At 72.1% G+C, this 17,542-nt stretch carries 18 protein-coding genes; 6 read left to right on the forward strand and 12 right to left on the reverse strand.

The genetic code is table 11. The features are described from left to right. Positions 1 to 10 precede the first annotated feature (10 nt). Positions 11 to 448 (forward strand): MarR family winged helix-turn-helix transcriptional regulator, encoded by a 438-nt coding sequence (locus ACFXJ8_RS22660; protein ID WP_379645912.1) that lies wholly within the window; start codon positions 11 to 13, stop codon positions 446 to 448. Here the strand turns inward: ACFXJ8_RS22660 and ACFXJ8_RS22665 are convergent. Both ACFXJ8_RS22665 and ACFXJ8_RS22670 read right to left on the reverse strand, forming a co-directional pair. Further along, a complete protein-coding gene (locus tag ACFXJ8_RS22665) occupies positions 445 to 1,350 on the reverse strand; it encodes an arginase family protein (protein ID WP_379645913.1) in 906 nt (301 codons plus the stop codon). The two genes, ACFXJ8_RS22660 and ACFXJ8_RS22665, sit on opposite strands and share 4 nt — an antisense overlap. A 416-nt stretch (positions 1,351 to 1,766) precedes the next feature. After that, on the reverse strand, positions 1,767 to 2,357 hold the full coding sequence (locus ACFXJ8_RS22670; RefSeq protein ID WP_379645914.1) for a TetR/AcrR family transcriptional regulator: 591 nt from the start codon (positions 2,355 to 2,357) through the stop codon (positions 1,767 to 1,769). Between the two features lie 81 nt (positions 2,358 to 2,438). Between ACFXJ8_RS22670 and ACFXJ8_RS22675 the strand changes: the two genes are divergently transcribed. Continuing rightward, entirely contained in the window at positions 2,439 to 2,846 is a 408-nt protein-coding gene (locus ACFXJ8_RS22675) for a VOC family protein (protein ID WP_379645915.1), read from the forward strand. Here ACFXJ8_RS22675 and ACFXJ8_RS22680 read toward each other — a convergent pair. After that, positions 2,839 to 3,696 carry an aldo/keto reductase gene (locus ACFXJ8_RS22680; RefSeq protein WP_379645916.1) on the reverse strand — a complete coding sequence of 286 codons (858 nt, stop codon included), beginning with the start codon at positions 3,694 to 3,696 and terminating at the stop codon, positions 2,839 to 2,841. The two genes, ACFXJ8_RS22675 and ACFXJ8_RS22680, sit on opposite strands and share 8 nt — an antisense overlap. Positions 3,697 to 4,185: 489 nt before the next feature. Here ACFXJ8_RS22680 and ACFXJ8_RS22685 point away from each other — a divergent pair, with 489 nt between their 5' ends. After that, positions 4,186 to 5,235: a hypothetical protein gene (locus ACFXJ8_RS22685; protein WP_379645917.1), complete on the forward strand. Its 1,050-nt coding sequence runs from the start codon at positions 4,186 to 4,188 to the stop codon at positions 5,233 to 5,235. Positions 5,236 to 5,297: 62 nt separating this feature from the next. Here the strand turns inward: ACFXJ8_RS22685 and ACFXJ8_RS22690 are convergent, their stop codons facing one another. Next, on the reverse strand, positions 5,298 to 6,140 hold the full coding sequence (locus tag ACFXJ8_RS22690; protein WP_379645918.1) for an NAD(P)-dependent oxidoreductase: 843 nt from the start codon (positions 6,138 to 6,140) through the stop codon (positions 5,298 to 5,300). A gap of 54 nt (positions 6,141 to 6,194) precedes the next feature. Between ACFXJ8_RS22690 and ACFXJ8_RS22695 the strand changes: the two genes are divergently transcribed. Beyond that, positions 6,195 to 9,119 (forward strand): BTAD domain-containing putative transcriptional regulator, encoded by a 2,925-nt coding sequence (locus ACFXJ8_RS22695; RefSeq protein WP_379645919.1) that lies wholly within the window; start codon positions 6,195 to 6,197, stop codon positions 9,117 to 9,119. A 9-nt stretch (positions 9,120 to 9,128) separates the two neighbouring features. Here the strand turns inward: ACFXJ8_RS22695 and ACFXJ8_RS22700 are convergent, their stop codons facing one another. The 5 genes from ACFXJ8_RS22700 to ACFXJ8_RS22720 form a co-directional block, all read right to left on the reverse strand. Next, positions 9,129 to 9,497, reverse strand: coding sequence for a DUF4440 domain-containing protein (locus ACFXJ8_RS22700; RefSeq protein WP_379645920.1), 369 nt, complete (start codon positions 9,495 to 9,497; stop codon positions 9,129 to 9,131). A 172-nt stretch (positions 9,498 to 9,669) separates the two neighbouring features. Further along, on the reverse strand, positions 9,670 to 10,407 hold the full coding sequence (locus ACFXJ8_RS22705; protein ID WP_379645921.1) for a polysaccharide deacetylase family protein: 738 nt from the start codon (positions 10,405 to 10,407) through the stop codon (positions 9,670 to 9,672). 77 nt (positions 10,408 to 10,484) lie between these two features. Then, on the reverse strand, positions 10,485 to 11,243 hold the full coding sequence (locus ACFXJ8_RS22710) for an ATP-binding cassette domain-containing protein (protein WP_379645922.1): 759 nt from the start codon (positions 11,241 to 11,243) through the stop codon (positions 10,485 to 10,487). After that, positions 11,240 to 12,268, reverse strand: a complete 1,029-nt coding sequence (locus ACFXJ8_RS22715) for an ABC transporter permease (protein WP_379645923.1) — start codon at positions 12,266 to 12,268, stop codon at positions 11,240 to 11,242. Before ACFXJ8_RS22715 ends, ACFXJ8_RS22710 begins: the two co-directional genes overlap by 4 nt. After that, entirely contained in the window at positions 12,265 to 13,257 is a 993-nt protein-coding gene (locus ACFXJ8_RS22720; protein ID WP_379645924.1) for a sugar ABC transporter substrate-binding protein, read from the reverse strand. Before ACFXJ8_RS22720 ends, ACFXJ8_RS22715 begins: the two co-directional genes overlap by 4 nt. 201 nt (positions 13,258 to 13,458) lie before the next feature. On the opposite strand from ACFXJ8_RS22720, the gene ACFXJ8_RS22725 reads away from it, so the two are divergent. Further along, entirely contained in the window at positions 13,459 to 14,097 is a 639-nt protein-coding gene (locus ACFXJ8_RS22725; protein ID WP_379645925.1) for a TetR/AcrR family transcriptional regulator, read from the forward strand. 22 nt (positions 14,098 to 14,119) lie between these two features. On the opposite strand, the gene ACFXJ8_RS22730 is transcribed toward ACFXJ8_RS22725, so the two are convergent. Beyond that, positions 14,120 to 14,920, reverse strand: a complete 801-nt coding sequence (locus tag ACFXJ8_RS22730; RefSeq protein WP_379645926.1) for an HpcH/HpaI aldolase/citrate lyase family protein — start codon at positions 14,918 to 14,920, stop codon at positions 14,120 to 14,122. Further along, entirely contained in the window at positions 14,917 to 16,104 is a 1,188-nt protein-coding gene (locus ACFXJ8_RS22735) for a CaiB/BaiF CoA transferase family protein (RefSeq protein WP_379645927.1), read from the reverse strand. Before ACFXJ8_RS22735 ends, ACFXJ8_RS22730 begins: the two co-directional genes overlap by 4 nt. 32 nt (positions 16,105 to 16,136) lie before the next feature. Here ACFXJ8_RS22735 and ACFXJ8_RS22740 point away from each other — a divergent pair, with 32 nt between their 5' ends. After that, a complete protein-coding gene (locus tag ACFXJ8_RS22740) occupies positions 16,137 to 16,760 on the forward strand; it encodes a GntR family transcriptional regulator (protein ID WP_379645928.1) in 624 nt (207 codons plus the stop codon). Positions 16,761 to 16,774: 14 nt separating this feature from the next. Here ACFXJ8_RS22740 and ACFXJ8_RS22745 read toward each other — a convergent pair whose 3' ends face one another. After that, entirely contained in the window at positions 16,775 to 17,539 is a 765-nt protein-coding gene (locus tag ACFXJ8_RS22745; RefSeq protein ID WP_379645929.1) for an inositol monophosphatase family protein, read from the reverse strand. Between the last annotated feature and the right edge of the window lie 3 nt (positions 17,540 to 17,542).

The raw sequence follows: 17,542 nt of genomic DNA on the forward strand, positions 1-17,542 counted from the left end.
AATGGCAAGCATGGAAGAGCCAGTCGCCGCCGTCGAGCGCGCCATGGTGGAGATCCGCCGCCGCCAGAGCCGTCGTAGCCTGCACAGACTTGGCGGGGGCGGTCTCGATCCGGCGCTGTTCGGGGTGGTCGACGCGGTGGAGGAAGAGCCGGGCGCCACCGTCTCCTCGATCGCCGACCGGCTCGGCGTCGACCAGCCGCGCGCCAGCCGCCTGGTCGCCAGGGCCGTCGAGGAGGGGCTGCTGCGCAGGATCGCCGACCCGGCCGACGGCAGGCGCAGCACGCTGGAACTCACCGCGCGGGGCGTCGAGCAGGCTGACCAGGTGCACAGGTGGCGCCGCCAGGTGTTCGGCGACGCGATGCGCGAGTGGTCCGAGCAGGACCGCCGCGAGTTCGCCCGCCTGCTCACCGCCTTCGTCGCCGCACTGCGCCCCGGCATCCGGGGCTAGCGCGGTGGCAGGGTGCCGGCGTGGGCGAACGCGTCGGCCAGGCATCCCGCGAGGTTGTGCTGGGCGCGCCGATCGGGGTCGAGCGCCGGGTTGTAGATCGTCACGTCGAGGCCCGCAGCCCGCTCGTCGGCCAGCAGCGTTCCCGCCAGGACGGCGAACTCCCGCCTGGTGAATCCGCCGGGCAGCCGGTAGTCGACCGCCGGCATCAGCTCGTCGTCGAGCACGTCGGCGTCGACATGGACGAGGAACCTCTCGACACCTGCGCCGTCCAGGTGGGCCAGCGCCCGCCTCGCCGTACCCTCCGCTCCTGCCCCGCGCATCTCGGCGAAGGAGACGACGAGGGCGTCGGTGGCGCGCAACGCCGCGCCGGTGTCGCGCTGCTCGTCCGGGTCGCGGTGGCCGATCACCGCCGCGGCGCGGCTCGGGACGAGCGGCCGCGAGCCGTCCAGGTCGGCGATGAGGTCCGTGCCGTTGCCGAACGCGAGGTACAGCTCGGAGTCGGACGCCTCACCGGTCGGCGACTGCTCGGGCGGATAGAAGTCGGTGTGCGCGTCGAGGAACACCAGCCCGTGCGACCCTTTGCGGCGCAGCGCGAGCAGGCTGCCGAAGATGACGCTGTCGTCACCGCCGAGCACCACGGGGAATTCACCCGCTTCGAGCGCGTCCGCCACGACCTCGGCCTGGCGCAGCGCGACGTCGGCCATCGCGTCGGCGTTGAGCAGCCGGCTCGGGTGCGTGCGCTCCGGCGAGTACGGCGGCGCCTCCACCACCGCCCCGAGGCTCGCGCCGATCGACTCGGCGAGGCCCGCGTCGAGCAGCGCGCCGCCGAGCCGTTCGACGCCGGGAACCAGGCCGAGGTTGGTCCGCACCTGGATGATCACAAGAAGGTCAGGGCGTGGCATGCCGCCTCCTCTCCCCCGCCGTCCCCCTACCCCAGTCCGGCGCACGCCACCACGCCCCACATCGAGGCGCCCCCACCCGCGAACGCGCAGCCCGCCGTCGCGGCGCGCCGAAGCGGCGCAGAGGAGCCGGGCAGAGGAGCCGGGCAGAGGAGCCGGGCAGAGGAGCCGGGCAGAGGAGCCGGGCAGAGGAGCCGCACGGAGGAGCCGCACGGAGGAGCGAGCCGGAGGTCGGCTCGCCCGCCCGGTCGCGGGCGTGAGGGAGTGGGAGCGGAGGCCGGTTCACGCGCCACGGTCGCGGACACGTCGGAGCGGGGCGGAGGAGCGGGGCGGAGGTCGGCTCGCCCGCCCGGTCGCGACGCGTCGGAGCGGGGCAGGGCGGAGGAGCCGGGCAGAGGAGCGGGATCCGACCCAGGCAGTCACGCGCGCAGCGACTCCAGCAGGCGCGACAGCGCGGCCTGGGTGTCGGCCAGGTCACGGGGGTCGGCGGTGGAGGCCAGCCACAGCGCCGCCTCGTTCATCGCGCCCGACAGCAGCCTGGTCAGCGGCGCGACCGGCTGCGCGGCGATCACCCCCGCCGCCATCAACCCGGCCAGCGCCTCGGACAGGTGACGGGCCGAGGCGGCCTCGTCCAGCGCCCGCCACTCGTTCCAGCCGAGCACGGCGGGCCCGTCGACGAGCATGATCTGCTGCGCGTCGGGGTCGGCGCTGGCGGCGAGGAAGGCCTGGCACCCGGCCACGAGCTGCTTCCACGGGTCGTCCTCGGCGTCGGCGGTGGCGGCCACGCGCTCGCCCACCTCCTGCTGCACCTGTTCGAGCACCGCGCGGAACAGCTCGGCCTTGCTGTCGAAGTGGTGGTAGAGCGCGCCCTTGGTGACGCCGGCGGCGCGCACGATCTCCGACAGACCGACGGCCGGGTAGCCGCGGGAGGCGAACAGCCGCCTGCTCTCCCGCAGCAGGGTAAGCCTGGTCTGCTCGCGTTGCGCCGCCCTGACGTTCTGCGCCGTCATCTCTCGCACCCCTTTGACATACCGCCGGTATGCGAACTATCGTGCTCCACATACTAACGGTATGCGAAAAGGGGCACCGCCATGAAGATCAGCAGCTTCTACCCGGTCATCTGCACCAACCGCCTCCAGGAGTCGCGCGACTTCTACACCGGCCTGTTCGGCTTCGAGATCACCTTCGAGGCCGACTGGTACATCAGCCTGCGCCGCGAGGCGCATGAGCTGGCGCTGCTCGACCCCGCCCACCCGACCATCCCCGCCGGCTTTCGCGACACCCCCGTCCGGGGCCTGATTCTCAATTTCGAAGTCGACGACGTCGACGCCGAATGGGAGCGCCTCGTCGTGCAGGGCGGCCTGCGCGCCGAGCTGGAGATCCGCACCGAGGACTTCGGCCAGCGCCACTTCATCGTCGCCGACCCCAACGGCGTGCTCGTCGACGTCATCACCAACATCCCGCCCGTGGGCGAGTACGTCGACCAGTACGTCAGCTGAGTTGCGGCAGTATGGCCAGCTCGTCCGCGCCGAGCTCCAGGTCCGCCGCCGCGGCGGAGTCGGCGATCGAGCCGGGACGGCTGGCTCCGGGGATCGGGAGGACCCGCGGCGACAGTGACAGGTGCCAGGCCAGGCAGACCTGCTGCGGGCTCACCCCGCGCTCCTTGGCGATGGTGTGGAAGGGCGTCTCACCGGTGGGACCCTCCTCCTCCAGCGCGCTGCGCGAGATGCCGCCCAGCGGGCTCCACGGCAGGAAGGCGATGCCGAGCTCGGCGCAGAGCCGCAGCTCGCGCCCGCTCTCCAGGACGGCCGGCGAGAACCGGTTCTGGACGGAGACCAGGCGGTCGCCGAGCTCACGGTGCGCCAGCAGGATCTGATCGGCGTCGACGTTCGAGACCCCGGCCATCAGGATCTTGCCCTCGTCGAGCAGGTCGCGCAGCGCGCCGACGGACTCGGCGAAGGGCACCTGAGGATCGGGCTTGTGCAGCTGGTAGAGGCCGATGGCCTCGACGCCGAGCCGTTCGAGCGACCCCTCGCAGGCCCGCCTGAGGTGGCGGGGATCGCCGTTGACGGTCCACGAGCCGTCGCCGGGGCGGCCGCGGCCGCCCTTGGTGGCGATCAGCACGTCGTGGCCGCGGGTGGCGCGGGCCAGCAGGAGTTCGTTGTGGCCGACCTCGTCGGCGTGCCAGTGGTAGGAGTCGGCGGTGTCGAAGAGCGTGACGCCCGCGTCGAGGGCGGCCTGGACGGTGGCGATCGCGCGGGCCTCGTCGGGGCGGCCCTCGATGGACAGCGGCATCGCGCCCAGGCCGACGGCCCCGACCTCCACGTCGCCGATCAGACGGCCGCGCATGTGACAACCTCCTCGATGACGCCGGGCAGCCAGTCGCCGACCTGGGAGAAGACGAAACCCAGGCCGGTCGCACGGCTGGCGTCCATGGTAAAGGGCCGCTCGAAGGAGTACGGCGAGGGGTCCTGACCTCTCGCCGCCACCGGGGAGCGGCGCAGCCGTACGTCGACCTGCTCGTCGAGCTCCTGACATAGAGCGACTGGTTCGTCCGCCGGAGAGTGGCTCCAGCAGGACGTTCGTTATCTGCGCGCGCCGTTTCGTCACTTTCCGCATGGTTGCGATTACGTTGAGTGACGGAGCCGGGTCGGCTCTCTGGTCTGCCCGCCGGGCGGCATCGCGCACGCATCGGGACGGCCATCGCCGGCCATCGGGATGTGCTCAAGTGGCGCCTCGACCTGCGAGGCATGGGGTGTGACCGGGAGTCCGGCCGCCCGGCTCCTGTCCCACCGGGTGGTAGCCGACCAGGCTTCCCCATGACATCAGGAGTTCCATATGCGATTCGCGTCGAAAGCGTGCGCCGTATTCGCGACCACCGGGCTGGCCCTGGGGCTGGCCACCATGCCTGCCCGGGCGGAGGCCGCACCCGTCGCCTGCGACGTTCCCGCGCTGAAGGCCGCCATCGTGGCGGCCAACATGAGCGGCGGCACCCTCGACCTGAGCCGGAAGTGCGTCTACACCCTTACCGCGGCTCACGACGGCGTCAACGGGCTGCCCGTGATCACGAACAACGTCACGATCAACGGCAACTTCGCCACCATCGAGCGCCAGAGCGCCGATCTGTTCCGCCTGTTCGAAGTGGCTCCCGGCGCCAGGCTCACCCTCAGGGGGATCACGCTGCGCAAGGGCGACCTCAATGCCTCCGCGGACGGCGGCGCCGTCCTCGTCGACGCGGGCGGCCGCCTCGACGTGAGGGGCAGCAGCATCAGGGAGAACACCGCCCGCAACGGCGGCGGCATCTTCACCGCCGGCAGCACCTCCGCCAACGGCAGCTCGATCAGCGAAAACACCGCGACCGGGTTCGGCGGCGGCATCGGCGTGGGCGGTCCCAGCGGTTCACTCACCATGAACGGCTCAGCGGTGACGGGCAACGAGGGCAACTTCTCCGGCGGCCTGGGCTTCGACTTCGGGACCACCGGCATGATCCAGGCCACGGCCATCAACAACAACAAGGCCAACGTCAACGGCGGCGGGCTGGCCAACGACGGCACGCTGACCGTCAGGGCCAGCCAGTTCATCGGCAACAAGGCCGGCGGTGACGGCGGCGGGCTCGCCAACGACCGGTCAGTGACGATCGTCAACTCCACCTTCTACGCCAACACCGCCAACCGTGGCGGCGGGGTGGCCAACTTCAACGCCCCCAGCCAGCCGACCGCGACCGCGACCATCAACACCTCCATCATCGTCGGGAACGTCGCGAACACGACCGCGGGCGGCGTCTTCAACAGCGTCGGCACCACCACCCTGACCAGGAGCGTCGTGGTCGCCAACACGCCCAACAACTGCCTCGGCAGCACACCGCCGGTCAACGGCTGCGTCGGCTGAGCCGTAACGCCCCGAAAGTCCCCAGCACGGCGGGGCAGCGAGCCGGCTGCCCCGCCGTACCTCTACTCCTTGATCATCTCCACCAGCCTGGTCAGGCTGTCGCCGCCGTGGCCGGCCTCGACCGCCCGGTCGATCAGCCGCTGGATCGGCAGCAGCACGTCGGGCCGCAGGCCCAGCTCCTTGCTGGCGTCGATGAAGTTGGGCAGGGCGAGCTGGTTCATCGCCAGCGCCGACACCTCGGTGGCGTACTCGCCGGAGACGATCTCCTCGGCCGCCTCCGGCGTAGCCGCCATCATCGCCGACAGCCATGCGGTCAGCATGGGAGCGAACTCCCGCACGTCTCCGCCCGCCGCCCGCACCATCGCGAACGCGTGGTAGATGCCGCCGAACATGCCGTACATGCCGCTGAGCAACGCCAGGTCGTACAGCGCCGCGGCGCCCGCGTCGGCGCCCATGAACCGCGCCTCGGCCAGCGTCTCCAGCGTCGCCCTGTGCTCGGCGAACGCCTCCTGCGAGCCGCTGTAGAGCACCAGCGCGCCGGGGCCCGCGATCATCTGCGGCACCGCCATGATCCCGCCGTCAACGTAGCGGCCGCCCAGCTCGGCCACGCTCGCCGCCACCTCGCGGGCCTGCGAGGGCGTGCCGTTGGTCAGGTTGACCAGCACCTTCCCCGCCAGCGAGCCCGCCTGTGCCAGCACCTGGTGCACCGCGTCGTTGTTCACCAGGCACGCCACCACGAGGTCGGCCGCCCCGACCGCCGCCGCCACGCTCTCCGCGTGCTGCGCGCCCGCCACGTTCTTGCCCGGCGTACGGTTCCACACCGTCGTCCGATGTCCCGCACCCACGAACGCGCCCGCGAGCGCCTTTCCCATCAGGCCAAGCCCGATCACCGTTACTGAACTCATGTCCACCATCCTGCGGAGACGCGCTCTCGATCCGCTCTCGATACGGTGTCGGGCATGCGCTTCGCGATCCTCGGCCCCCTGGAGGTCCATACCGACGACGGCAGGACCGTCCGCGTCCGCGAGCGCAAGGTCCGCACCCTGCTGGCCGATCTGCTCGCCCACGAGGGCCAGGTCGTGCCCGCCGACCGCCTCATCGACGACCTCTGGGGCGACGAGCCGCCCGCCGACGCGCCCGCCGCGCTGCAGACTCGGGTCTGGCACCTGCGCCGCGCCCTCGACACCGCCGAGCCGGGCGCCCGCGACCTGGTCGTCTCCCAGGCTCCCGGCTACGTGCTGCACGCCGCCGACCTCGACGCCGCCCGCTTCCGCGCGCTCGTCGCCGAAGGCCGCCTCGACGAGGCGCTCGGCCTGTGGCGGGGGCCCGCGCTGGCCGACTTCGCCGACGCCGTCTTCGCCGCCGCCACCATCACCCACCTGGAGGAGCTGCGCCTGACCGCGCTGGAGGATCAGGCCGAGCGCCACCTGGCCCTCGGCGTGCAGGTCGAGCTGGCCGCGCTCGTCGCCGAGCATCCGCTGCGCGAGCGGCTGCGCGCTCTTCACATGCGTGCCCTCTACCGGGCGGGCCGCCAGGGCGAGGCCCTCGACGTCTACGCCCAGGGCCGCGCGCTGCTGGCCGACGAGCTCGGCCTCGACCCCGGCCGTGAGCTCACCGCGCTCCACGAGGCGATCCTCCGGCAGGACCCCTCGCTCGACCCGCCGCCCTCGCAGCTGCCCGCCGCGCTGACCGACCTGGTCGGCCGCGAGCACGCCCTGCGGCACGTGCGGTCGAGCCTGGACAGGTTCAGGCTCGTCACCCTCACGGGTCCTGGGGGCGTCGGCAAGACCAGCCTGGCCGTCGAGGCGGCGCGCGGCCATCCGGGCGCGCGACTGGTCGAGCTGGCCGACAGCGGCGACCCCGCGCAGGCCGTCATCGAGGCGTTCGGCCTGCGCGACGAGAGCGATCTCGCCGCCGCGCTGCGCGCCCAGCGGACCTCCCTGCTTGTCCTGGACAACTGCGAACACCTCATCGAGCCGACCGCCGCCCTGACGGCCGGGCTGCTGCGCGACGTGCCGAGCCTGCGCGTGCTGGCCACCAGCAGGGAGCCGCTCGCCATCCCGGGCGAGCACGCCTACGCCGTCCCGCCCCTCGACACGGAGTCGGCGACCCTGCTGCTCACCACCCTCGCCCCCGGCCTGACCCCGGACGAGGCGGCCGCTCTCGTCCCCCGGCTCGACGGCATCCCGCTGGCCATCGAGCTGGCCGCCACCCGGGCGCGGACGCTCGGCGTCCACGCCCTGGCCGAACGGCTCGACCAACACCTGCTCACGACCGAACAGCGCGGCACGCACTCACGGCAGCGCACGCTTCGCGCCGTCATCGACTGGAGCTGGGACCTGCTCACCGGGCCGGAGCGGACGGTGCTGCGCCGCCTGGCCGTACACGCTGACGGGTGCACGCTGGAGGCCGCCGCGCACACCTGCGCCGAGCCCGGCGTCGACCTCGCCGACACCCTCGCCCGCCTCGTCGACCGCTCGCTGCTGACGCCCGGCCCCCGCCACCGGCTCCTGCAGACGGTCAAGACGTACTGCCTCGAACGCCTCGAAGAGGCGGGCGAGACGGCCGCCACCAGGGAACGTCACGCGGCCTACCACACCGCGCTCGCCGAGCGGGCCGACCCCTGCCTGCGCGGCCCCGACCAGCGGGAGTGGCTGGCCGTCCTCGACGCGGAGGCCGCCAACATGCGGGCCGCGCTCGAGCACGCGCCCGCCGACCTGGCCCACCGGCTCGTCGACGCGCTCGCCTGGTACTGGTTCCTGCGCGGACGCCTCACCGAGGCCCGCCGCCACCTGGCCAACGCGCTCCAGCGGGGGCCGAACGCGCGCGCCGCCGCGTGGCTGGCCGCCTTCACCCTGCTGTCGGGCGAACCCGCCGACCCCGGCGCCGCGCTCGCCCTCTTCCGCGACGACGCCTTTCATGACGACGCCGCGGGCCTGGCCCGCGCCCAGTGGTTCCTCGCCTTCGCCCAGCGGGGCATCGGCGAGGCCACCCACCTCGCCGACACCGCCCTCGCCTCCTTCGGCGAGCTCGGCGACCGGTGGGGCACGGCCGCCGCCCTCAGCACCCGCGCCGCCAGGGCGCTGCTCGCCGGAGACCTCACCGCCCTCCACGCCGACGCCCAGGCCGCGCTCGACCTCTTCCGCGCGCTCGGCGACCGCTGGGGGCAGGCCCGTGCCGCCGACCAGCTGGCCACCCACGCCGAGATCACCGGCGACTACGCCCGCGCGACCGCCCTGCGCACCGAGAGCCTGCGCCTGGTCGAGGAGCTCGGCCTCACCGGCGAGATCTCCTGGCGGCTGTCGGGGCTCGGCCGCCTCGCCCTGCTGACCGGCGACCACGAACGCTCCCGCGAGCTGCACACCCGCGCCAAACGGCTGGCCGCCGAGCAGGCCAGCAAACCGGCGGAGGAGTTCGCCCAGACCGGCCTGGCGCTCACCGCCCGCCGCCAGGGACACCTGGACGAGGCCGAGGCCCACCTGCGCACCTGGCTCGACTGGATGCGCCTGATCGACGCCCGGCCCGGCGCCGCCCTCGTCCTGGCCGAGCTGGGCTTCGTCGCCGAGCAGCGCGGCGACGCCGCCACCGCCCTCGCGCTCCATCTCCAGGGGCTCACCGCCGCCCGCGCCAGTGACGACCCGCGCGCCGTCGCGCTCGCCCTCGAAGGGCTGGCAGGCGCGCATTCGCTGGCCGGGCGGCACGAGCTCGCCGCCCACCTGCTCGCCACCGCCACCGCCACCCGCCGCGCCGTCGGCGCGCCACTGCCCGCCGCCGAGCGCGGCGACGTCGACAGGATCGAGTCCCGGGTACGGCAGGCGCTGGGCGACAGGCGCGTGGAGCCGCTTGCCCTCGACGAGCTGTTCGCCCTCGTCGAGGACGGCTGACCGCTCAGGTCAGAGGCTGTTCTCGTGGACGTGCACGATGAGCCATTCGTCGTCGGAACGCCGCAGCACCGTCGTGGTTCGCACGGTCTCGCTCTGGCCCGTGACGTAGTCGACCCGCAGCAGGTAGCGGGCCAGCGCGGTGTCGCCCCACACGTCCACGACCTCGTCGTAGGCCGTCACGCCGCTCTCCTCGGGGCCGTCGGTCGGCCTGGCGTCACGCACCTTGTCCAGCTGGGCCCTGCTGGTGATCAGGTCGGGCGCCGCCGAGTCGAAGATCGTGGCCTCGGGGTGCAGCAGGCGGTCGATGCCGGCCCTGTCGCCTCTGGTGTAGGCGTCGTACATGCCGGTCACAACCGCCCACACTGCCTGGCGTGTCATCGGTGCCCTCTCATTCGTGCTCGAAATCCGGTCGACCCAGTCACTTTACTAATAGGAAACCTGCTAAGTGGACGGCCACTACGGCCCTAACCAGGCACGACAGTGGACTGGCAGGCTGGCGAGCAGGTTTCCCATTAGTAGGGCGCTCGGCCGCTGCCGCCGACCAGCAGGCTCAGCCGCACCAGAGACGATGGAAGACGTAGCCGCGTGCCTTCAGCGTTTTGATGATCTTGGGAAGGGCGGCGACGGTCTGCCGCCGGTCGCCGCCGCCGTCGTGGAACAGCACGATGCCGCCCGGCTCGACCTGCTTCAGCGTCCACCTGGCGATCGACTTCGCCCCCGGCCGCGCCCAGTCGCGGGGGTCCACCGTCCACAGCCGCAGCCGCTTGTCCAGCGCCGCCGCCCGCTTGCGGACCCTCTTGTCCACCGCACCGTACGGCGGGCGCAGGCACTGCGGCGTGTACCCGGTCTGCTTCCTGATCTCGGCGTCGGTGTCGAGCACCTGCCGTTTGAAGGCGGGCCACGACAGCCCGCGCATGTCGGGGTGCGACCAGGAGTGGTTCTGGAGGCTGTGGCCCTGCTCGAACACGCGCCTGGCCAGCGCCCTGTGCTGCCTGATGTTGGCGCCGATCAGGAAGAACGTGGCGCGCACGTCGTGCCGGCGCAGGATGTCGAGCACGCGGGTGGTGTACTCCGACGGCCCGTCGTCGAAGGTCAGATAGACCACCTTCTGATCCAGCCCCGCGGGCTGCGACACCACCAGCTTCGACACAGCAGGCTCCGGCACCGCGGGCTGCGACACCGCCGGCTGCGGCTCGGCGTGCGCGGCAGGTACCGCGCCTGAACCCGCCACCATCACCGCGCTCGTCAGCCCGGCCACGATCGGCACCAGCGCTCGCCAGCCCACCATCGTTCCCCCCTCGCCCCGTCTCTCGGCTGCCCATCCTCTCGCAAACAAAGCAGGCGAAAGATCTCTTTCTGGACATGTCACTCTCGGGTGAGTTCGTGCTCCAATTGCTCCAGCTCGGCTCCTCCGGCCATGAGCGAGGTCAGCTCCTGCCGGGAGATGTCGGCCTTGCCGTACTCGCCGAGGCTGGTGCCCCTGTTGAGCAGCAGAAAGCGGTCGCCGACCGGGTAGGCGTGGTGGGGGTTGTGGGTGATGAACACCACTCCCAGGCCGCGGTCGCGCGCCCTGGCGATGTAGCGCAGCACCACCCCCGCCTGCTTGACGCCGAGCGCCGAGGTGGGCTCGTCGAGGATGAGCACCCTGGCGCCGAAGTGGACGGCCCTGGCGATGGCCACCGACTGGCGCTCGCCGCCCGACAACGTGCCGACCGGCTGGTCGACGTCGCGGATGTCGATGCCCATCGCGCGCAGCTCGTCGCGGGCGACGCGCCTGGCGGTGGCCACGTCGAACCGGCCCAGTGACTTGACCGGCTCGGAGCCGAGGAAGAAGTTCCGCCACACCGACATCAGCGGGATCATCGCCAGGTCCTGGTAGACGGTGGCGATGCCCCTGTCGAGGGCGTCGCGCGGGCTGGTCAGCCGCGTTTCCTTGCCGTCGATGAGCAGAGCGCCCGAGTCGTGCTGGTGGACGCCCGAGAGGATCTTGATGAGCGTGGACTTGCCCGCGCCGTTGTCGCCAAGAACGCACGTGACCTGCCCGGCCGTCACGCCCATCGACACCTCGCGCAGGGCCAGCACGCTGCCGAAGGCCTTGCCGATGGCCCGGGTCTCCAGGATCAATGTTTCACCTCTTCGGCGTAGCGGCGGACCATGCGGTTGGCGAGGGTGGCCAGCAGCAGCATCGCGCCGAGGAAGAACATGAACCAGTCGGCGTCCCAGCCGAGGAAGACGATGCCCTTGTCGGCCATGCCGAAGATGACCGCGCCGATGGAGGCGCCGATCGCCGAGCCGTACCCGCCGGTGAGCAGGCAGCCGCCGATGACGGCGGCGATGATGTAGATGAACTCCTGGCCGATGCCCGCGTTGGCCTGCACGGAGGTGAAGCGCAGCGCCATGATCGAGCCGACCAGCCAGGCCGCGAACGCCGTCGTCATGAACAGCGCGATCTTGGTGCGGGCGGCGGGGACGCCGACCGCGCGGGCGGCCTGCTCGTTGCCGCCCACGGCGAAGATCCAGTTGCCCGCGCGCGTGCGCATCAGCACCCAGGTCGCCACGACGGTGACCAGGGTCCACCAGATGATCGCCACTCTGAAGCCGCTGTCGCCGATCGTGCCGCCGAACACCACCCGCGCCGAGTCGTAGCCGGAGGCCCTGCGCAGGCCGGAGACCTGGACGGTGCCGGTGATCATCTTGGTGACGCCGAGGTTGATGCCCTGCAGCATCAGGAAGGTGCCGAGCGTGACGATGAAGCTGGGCAGCCTGGTCCTGGTGACGATGAGCCCGTTGGCGTAGCCGACGGCCAGCGCGACGGCCAGGCCGACCAGCATCGCCGCCCAGACGTTGAGCCCGAAGCGGGTGGACAGCGTGACCAGCACCAGCCCCGTGGTGCCGGTCAGCACGCCCGCCGACAGGTCGAACTCGCCGCCGATCATCAGCAGCGCGATCGCCACCGCCATGATGCCGAGCGTGGCGGCCGGGTCGAGCCAGTTGGCGATGCCGCTGACCGAGCGGAACACCGCCGACTGGCTGGCGAAGAAGGCGAAGACCACGACCGCGCCGACCACCGCGCCCAGCTCGGGCCTGATCAGCAGGCGGCGCATCCGGCCGACGTCGCCGAGTCGTTCGTCGACGGTGACCGAACTCATCTGGTGCCGCTCTCGGCCAGCTTGGCGACCTGCTCGGCGTTGTCCTTGGTGACGAACCCGGGGCCGGTGTTGACCGGCAGGCCGCCGCCGACGGTGTTGAGGTTGGTCTTGTACAGGTGCAGGAACGTGATCGGCAGATAGCCCTGCAGGTACTGCTGCTGATCGACGGCGAACAGGATCTCGCCGTCCTTGATGGCCGCCACCACGTCGCCCGACAGGTCGAAGGTGGCCAGCTTGGCCTGCGAACCGGCGTCCTTGAGCGCGTCGCGGGCCGCGACGGCCACGCCGGGGTTCAGCGTCAGCACGCCGTTGATCGACTGGTCGGCCTGGACGCGCGCGGTCACCTTGGAGCTGACGTCGGCCTGGTTGGAGCCGTCGACCTGCAGCCGTTCGACCGAGCCGCCGAGCGTCGCCTCCGCGCCCTTGCACCGCTGGTCGAGGCCGACGTTACCGGCCTCGTGGATCACGCACAGCAGCTTGGTGACGCCCGCGGTCTTCAGCTGCTCGCCCGCGCCGCGCCCGGCGACGTCCTCCGACTGGCCGACGTGGGTGATCGCGCCGAACTCCTTGGAGCGGTCGAGCCCCGAGTTGATGGTGATCACCGGAATCCTGGCGGCGACGGCCTTGCCGATCGACTCCTTCAGCGCGTCGGGGTTGGCCATGGAGACCACGATCCCGTCCACCTTCTGGGAGACGGCCTGGTCGACGAGCTGCGACTGCTTGCCCGCGTCGCCGTCGCCCTGGTAGGTGACGGTGACCCCGTACTGCTTGCCCGCGGCCTCGGCGCCGTTCTTGACCACGTCCCAGAACGCGTCACCCGGGCCCGCGTGGGTGATGACGGCGAAGTTGGCTCCGCCTCCGGGCGCGGGCACCGGGGACGGCGCGGCGCTCGCGGGCGTCCCGGCGGCGGCCTGTTCGCCGCCGCCCGCCGAGCATCCTGTGAGGGTCAACGCCCCCAGCAGGGCCAGCACGATCGGAGTTCGGTTCATGCGACACCTCCATGACCATCGGCTCGTCCTCGATGTAACCGCCGCATTACCCCCACGTCAACAGTTTGTCGTGACATTAGGACTTATAGATGTGCTTGTTACCACCATCTGGCCTCTACCCCGTCTGACCCAGGATGTGCATGACGACTCGCCGGCCAAAGCCATAGAACGGAATTCTATGTTCCGCTATATGATGAGGGCATGACAGCAGCACCCATGAGCGGCCGCCGGGCTCAGGCCGCGCGCAACGACGAGCTGATCCTCCAGGCCGCCAGATCCGTCTTCACCGCCGACCCCGGCGCCCCGATCGCGGCCGTGGCCGAGCGGGCGGGCGTCGGGATCAGCGCGCTCTACCGGCGCTACGGCAGCAAGGAGGCACTGCTGCAGAAGCTCTGCGGCGACGGGCTCCAGCTCTACATCGCCGCGTGCGAGAAGTCGCTGGCCATGGACGGCGACCCGTGGGAGGCCTTCGCGACATACATGCGCGAGATCGTCGACGCCGACAGCAGCTCGCTGACCATCGCGCTGGCGGGCACGTTCCAGCCCACCGAGGAGCTCTACCGCGCCTCGGCCCGCGCCGAGGAGCTGGCCGTCGAGGTCCACCGCCGCGCGGTCGAGGCGCAGGTGCTGCGCTCCGACATCACCGTGGCCGACATCGCGCTGCTGTTCGAGCAGCTCGCCTCGGTCAGGCTGGGCGACGGGCCGCGCACCGTGGAGCTGCGCCACCGCTACCTCGCGCTGATGCTCGACTCCATGCGGATGCCGCCCGCGCACCGCCCGCTGCCCGGCCCGCCCCCGTCGGAGGCGGAGCTGGGGCAACGCTGGTCACCCACCGCCTGAGCCCCCGGCGTGCTCGGGGTGCTCAGGGTGCGAGGCGGTCGGCGAGCGCCAGGGTACGACGGGCGCGGGCGACGACCGGCGCGTCCACGAACCGGCCGTCGGCGAGGGCCACCGCGCCCACGTCACCGGCCAGCTCGGCGGCCTCGGCGATCTCCCGCGCCCGCGCCACCTCCTCAGGCGTGGGTGTGAACGCCGCGCGGATCCCCGGCAGCTGCCGGGGATGGATGGCCGCCCTGCCGAACAGCCCGAGCCCCCTGCCCCTTCTGGTGGAGGCCAAAAGACCCGCCTCGTCGCTGACGTTGGCGTACACCGACATCGGAACGGGTGGCAGCCCCGCGGCGGCCGCGGCCAGCACCGCCTGCACCCGCAGGTGGTCGAGGGCCGTCTCGTCGGTGATCGACAGTTCGGCCGCCAGGTCCTGCTCGCCCAGCGCCAGCCCGGCCACCCTGGGGTGGGCGGCGATGGCGACGGCGTTGACCACGCCCGCCGCCGATTCCAGCAGGGCGTGCACCGGCACGTCGAGGTCCACCAGGTCAAGCGTCGCGACCGACTCGACCTTCGGCACCCGTACCGCGGCCAGCGGCAGCCCCGCCAGCGCCCGCAGGTCGGCCTGCCCCTGGTCCGTGGCGGGGTCGTTGACCCGCACGTGTACGGCTCGCGGCGCGGCCCGCAGGTACTCCACGACGTTGCGCCTGGCCTCGTCCTTGCGGGCGGGCGCGACCGCGTCCTCCAGGTCGACGATGACGACGTCGGCCCCCGAGGCCACGGCCTTGTCGAACCGCTCGGGCCGGTCTCCGGGCACATACAGCCAGGTCAGCGTCATGCGATCACCCCGTTCTCGCGCAGTTTCCCGATCTCCTCGGGCTTGTAGGCCAGCTCGGCGAGCACCTCGTCGGTGTCGTGGCCGAGGGCGCGTCCCGTCCAGCGCACCTGGCCGGGCGTCTCCGACAGCCGGAACAGCACGTTCTGCACGGTGACCGGGCCGAGCTCCTCGTCGGGCAGCTCGACGAAGGTGTTCAGCGCCGCGTACTGCGGGTCCTCGGCGATGTCGCGCACGTCGTAGATCGGGGCGATGGCCGCCTGCGCCTCCTCGAAGCGGGCCACGACCTCCTCGGCGTCGCGCTCGGCGATCCACGAGCCGACCGCCTCGTCCAGCTCCTCGACGTGCTCGACCCGGCCCGCGCCGGTGGCGAACCACGGCTGCGCCACCAGGTCGGGCCGCCCGACGAGGGTGACCACGCGTTCGGCGATGGTCTGGGCGCTGGTGGAGATGGCCAGCCAGCGGCCGTCGCGGGTGCGGTAGGTGTTGCGCGGCGCGTTGCTGCTGGAGCGGTTGCCCGTCCGCTCGGGAACCGTGCCGAGCGCCTTGTAGGCGGTCATCTGCGGGCCGAGCAGGCCCAGGATCGGCTCGATGATCGCCATGTCGACGACCTGGCCGCGCCCGGTCCGCTCGCGGGCGTGCAGGGCGACCATGACGGCGTAGGACATGGCCAGGCCCGCGATGCCGTCGGCCAGGGCGAGCGGCGGCAGCGTCGGCGGCCCGTCCGGCTGGCCGGTCATCGCGGCGAACCCGCTCATCGCCTCGGCCAGCGTCCCGAACCCCGGCTGCCTGGCCATCGGCCCGACCTGCCCGAACCCCGTCATCCGCGCCACGATCAGGCGTGGGTTGAGCTTCATCAGGTCCTCGGGCGCCAGGTCCCAGCGTTCGAGGGTGCCGGGGCGGAAGTTCTCCACCAGCACGTCGGACTCGCGCACCAGGCGGCGCAGGACCTCCTGGCCCTCGGGCTTCGACAGGTCGACGGCGGCCGCGCGCTTGTTGCGCGACAGCGACTTCCACCAGAGGCCGACACCGTCCTTGGCCGCGCCGTGCCCTCGGGACGGGTCGCCCCGGCGCGGATGCTCGATCTTGATGACGTCGGCGCCGAAGTCGCCCAGCATCATCGCGGCGGAGGGTCCCGCGAACAACGTCGCGGCGTCGATCACCCGGATATCGGCAAGACTCGTCATAGTCCTATATCTTATAAGTTATGCGAGCGCCGATGAGCAAAGCGGACTACGTCTACGAGGTGCTGCTGGAGGAGATCCGCACCGGTCAGATCCCCGGCGGCACCGCCCTGCGCGCCGCCGCCGTCGCCACCAGGCTCGGGGTGTCGGTGACGCCCGTCCGCGAGGCGCTGCGCCGCCTGGAGAAGGACCGGCTGATCAGCTACGAGACGCACCACGGGGCGACCGTGGTCGACCTCGGCGACGAGGCGCTGGAAGAGTTCTACGGGGTGCGGGCCGTGGTCGAGGGGCTGGGCGCGCGCCTGGCCGCCGCCCGCATCGGTACGGCGGAGCTCGCCCAGCTCAGGCGGTTGCACGAGTCGATGGTGGCCGACGCCGCGCAGGGACGGCACGACCTGTTGGGCGGCAAGTCGGAGGAGTTCCACCTGCGGATCGCCGACATCGGCGGGCCCGCCTTCCTCGGCCGCCACGCCAGGGCGGTCAGGGCAGGTTTCCCCGTCCCGCCGGGGGCGTCGCTGTGGCTGGACGTCGAGCTGGCCGAACGTCAGCTCGCCGCGCACGAGCGGATCCTGCGGGCGCTGGAGAGCGGGGACGGGGAGACGGCCGAGCGCGTCATGATCGAGCACGTCCGGGCGGCCGCCACCCACCGCAGGTCCTGACCCAGAGCCACCGGTCAGCCTGCCGCGTCGGCCAGGGCTGAGGCCCTCAGGTCGAAGCCGCCCACGTGGGCCAGGTAGTCGCCGGGGACCAGCGGGTCGCCGAGGTAGACGCCGCCCGCCTGCCGTACCAGCAGCGCCCCCGCGGCCACGTCCCACGGGTGCGACAGCCGCCCGTAGGCCACGTCGGCCCACCCTCCCGAGACGTGCGCCAGCTTGAGCGCCGCGCTGCCCGGCCGTCTGACCGCCGCGAACGAGGTGATCATCCTGGCGTAGCGGTCCAGCGCCGCCTGGCCATGCTGGTCCAGGTCCTGCGGAGTCGGGTAGCTGCTCAGCAGCATCGCCTCACGGTCGCGCACGGCGCCCCTGGAGCGCAGCGGGGTGCCGTTGCACCAGGCGCCCTCGGTCGAGGCGGTGAACTCCTCCTCCCGCACCGGGTCGTAGACGACTCCGGCGACCAGCTCGCCGTCCACCGCCGCGGCGATCGACACGCAGAAGAACGGGATGCCCGCGGCGAAGTTGGCGGTGCCGTCGATCGGGTCGACGTACCAGGTCACCTCGCCGGATCCGGTGGTGCCGCCCTCCTCTCCCACGATCACGCTGTCGGGCCGGTGCGAGAGGATCACCTCGCGGATCGTCTCCTCGGCGGCCCTGTCGTACGCGGTCACCGGGTCGTGGAAGTCACGCTTGGTGTCGACCGGCGGCCGGGAGCGGAACGCCTTGCGCAGCGGCCCTCCCGCCGCTCTGGCCGCCTCCGACGCGATGTCCAGTAGGTGCGTCATGTC

The sequence above is a fragment of the Nonomuraea sp. NPDC059194 genome, from assembly GCF_042754765.1.
Taxonomy (GTDB): domain Bacteria; phylum Actinomycetota; class Actinomycetes; order Streptosporangiales; family Streptosporangiaceae; genus Nonomuraea.

Bases quoted from the DNA above. Each gene is read 5' to 3' on its own strand.
- ACFXJ8_RS22660 (WP_379645912.1), top strand. From the start codon at position 11: ATGGAAGAGCCAGTCGCCGCCGTCGAGCGCGCCATGGTGGAGATCCGC.
- ACFXJ8_RS22665 (WP_379645913.1), bottom strand. From the start codon at position 1,350: ATGCCACGCCCTGACCTTCTTGTGATCATCCAGGTGCGGACCAACCTC.
- ACFXJ8_RS22670 (WP_379645914.1), bottom strand. From the start codon at position 2,357: ATGACGGCGCAGAACGTCAGGGCGGCGCAACGCGAGCAGACCAGGCTT.
- ACFXJ8_RS22675 (WP_379645915.1), top strand. From the start codon at position 2,439: ATGAAGATCAGCAGCTTCTACCCGGTCATCTGCACCAACCGCCTCCAG.
- ACFXJ8_RS22680 (WP_379645916.1), bottom strand. From the start codon at position 3,696: ATGCGCGGCCGTCTGATCGGCGACGTGGAGGTCGGGGCCGTCGGCCTG.
- ACFXJ8_RS22685 (WP_379645917.1), top strand. From the start codon at position 4,186: ATGCGATTCGCGTCGAAAGCGTGCGCCGTATTCGCGACCACCGGGCTG.
- ACFXJ8_RS22690 (WP_379645918.1), bottom strand. From the start codon at position 6,140: ATGAGTTCAGTAACGGTGATCGGGCTTGGCCTGATGGGAAAGGCGCTC.
- ACFXJ8_RS22695 (WP_379645919.1), top strand. From the start codon at position 6,195: ATGCGCTTCGCGATCCTCGGCCCCCTGGAGGTCCATACCGACGACGGC.
- ACFXJ8_RS22700 (WP_379645920.1), bottom strand. From the start codon at position 9,497: ATGACACGCCAGGCAGTGTGGGCGGTTGTGACCGGCATGTACGACGCC.
- ACFXJ8_RS22705 (WP_379645921.1), bottom strand. From the start codon at position 10,407: ATGGTGGGCTGGCGAGCGCTGGTGCCGATCGTGGCCGGGCTGACGAGC.
- ACFXJ8_RS22715 (WP_379645923.1), bottom strand. From the start codon at position 12,268: ATGAGTTCGGTCACCGTCGACGAACGACTCGGCGACGTCGGCCGGATG.
- ACFXJ8_RS22720 (WP_379645924.1), bottom strand. From the start codon at position 13,257: ATGAACCGAACTCCGATCGTGCTGGCCCTGCTGGGGGCGTTGACCCTC.
- ACFXJ8_RS22725 (WP_379645925.1), top strand. From the start codon at position 13,459: ATGACAGCAGCACCCATGAGCGGCCGCCGGGCTCAGGCCGCGCGCAAC.
- ACFXJ8_RS22730 (WP_379645926.1), bottom strand. From the start codon at position 14,920: ATGACGCTGACCTGGCTGTATGTGCCCGGAGACCGGCCCGAGCGGTTC.
- ACFXJ8_RS22735 (WP_379645927.1), bottom strand. From the start codon at position 16,104: ATGACGAGTCTTGCCGATATCCGGGTGATCGACGCCGCGACGTTGTTC.
- ACFXJ8_RS22740 (WP_379645928.1), top strand. From the start codon at position 16,137: ATGAGCAAAGCGGACTACGTCTACGAGGTGCTGCTGGAGGAGATCCGC.
- ACFXJ8_RS22745 (WP_379645929.1), bottom strand. From the start codon at position 17,539: ATGACGCACCTACTGGACATCGCGTCGGAGGCGGCCAGAGCGGCGGGA.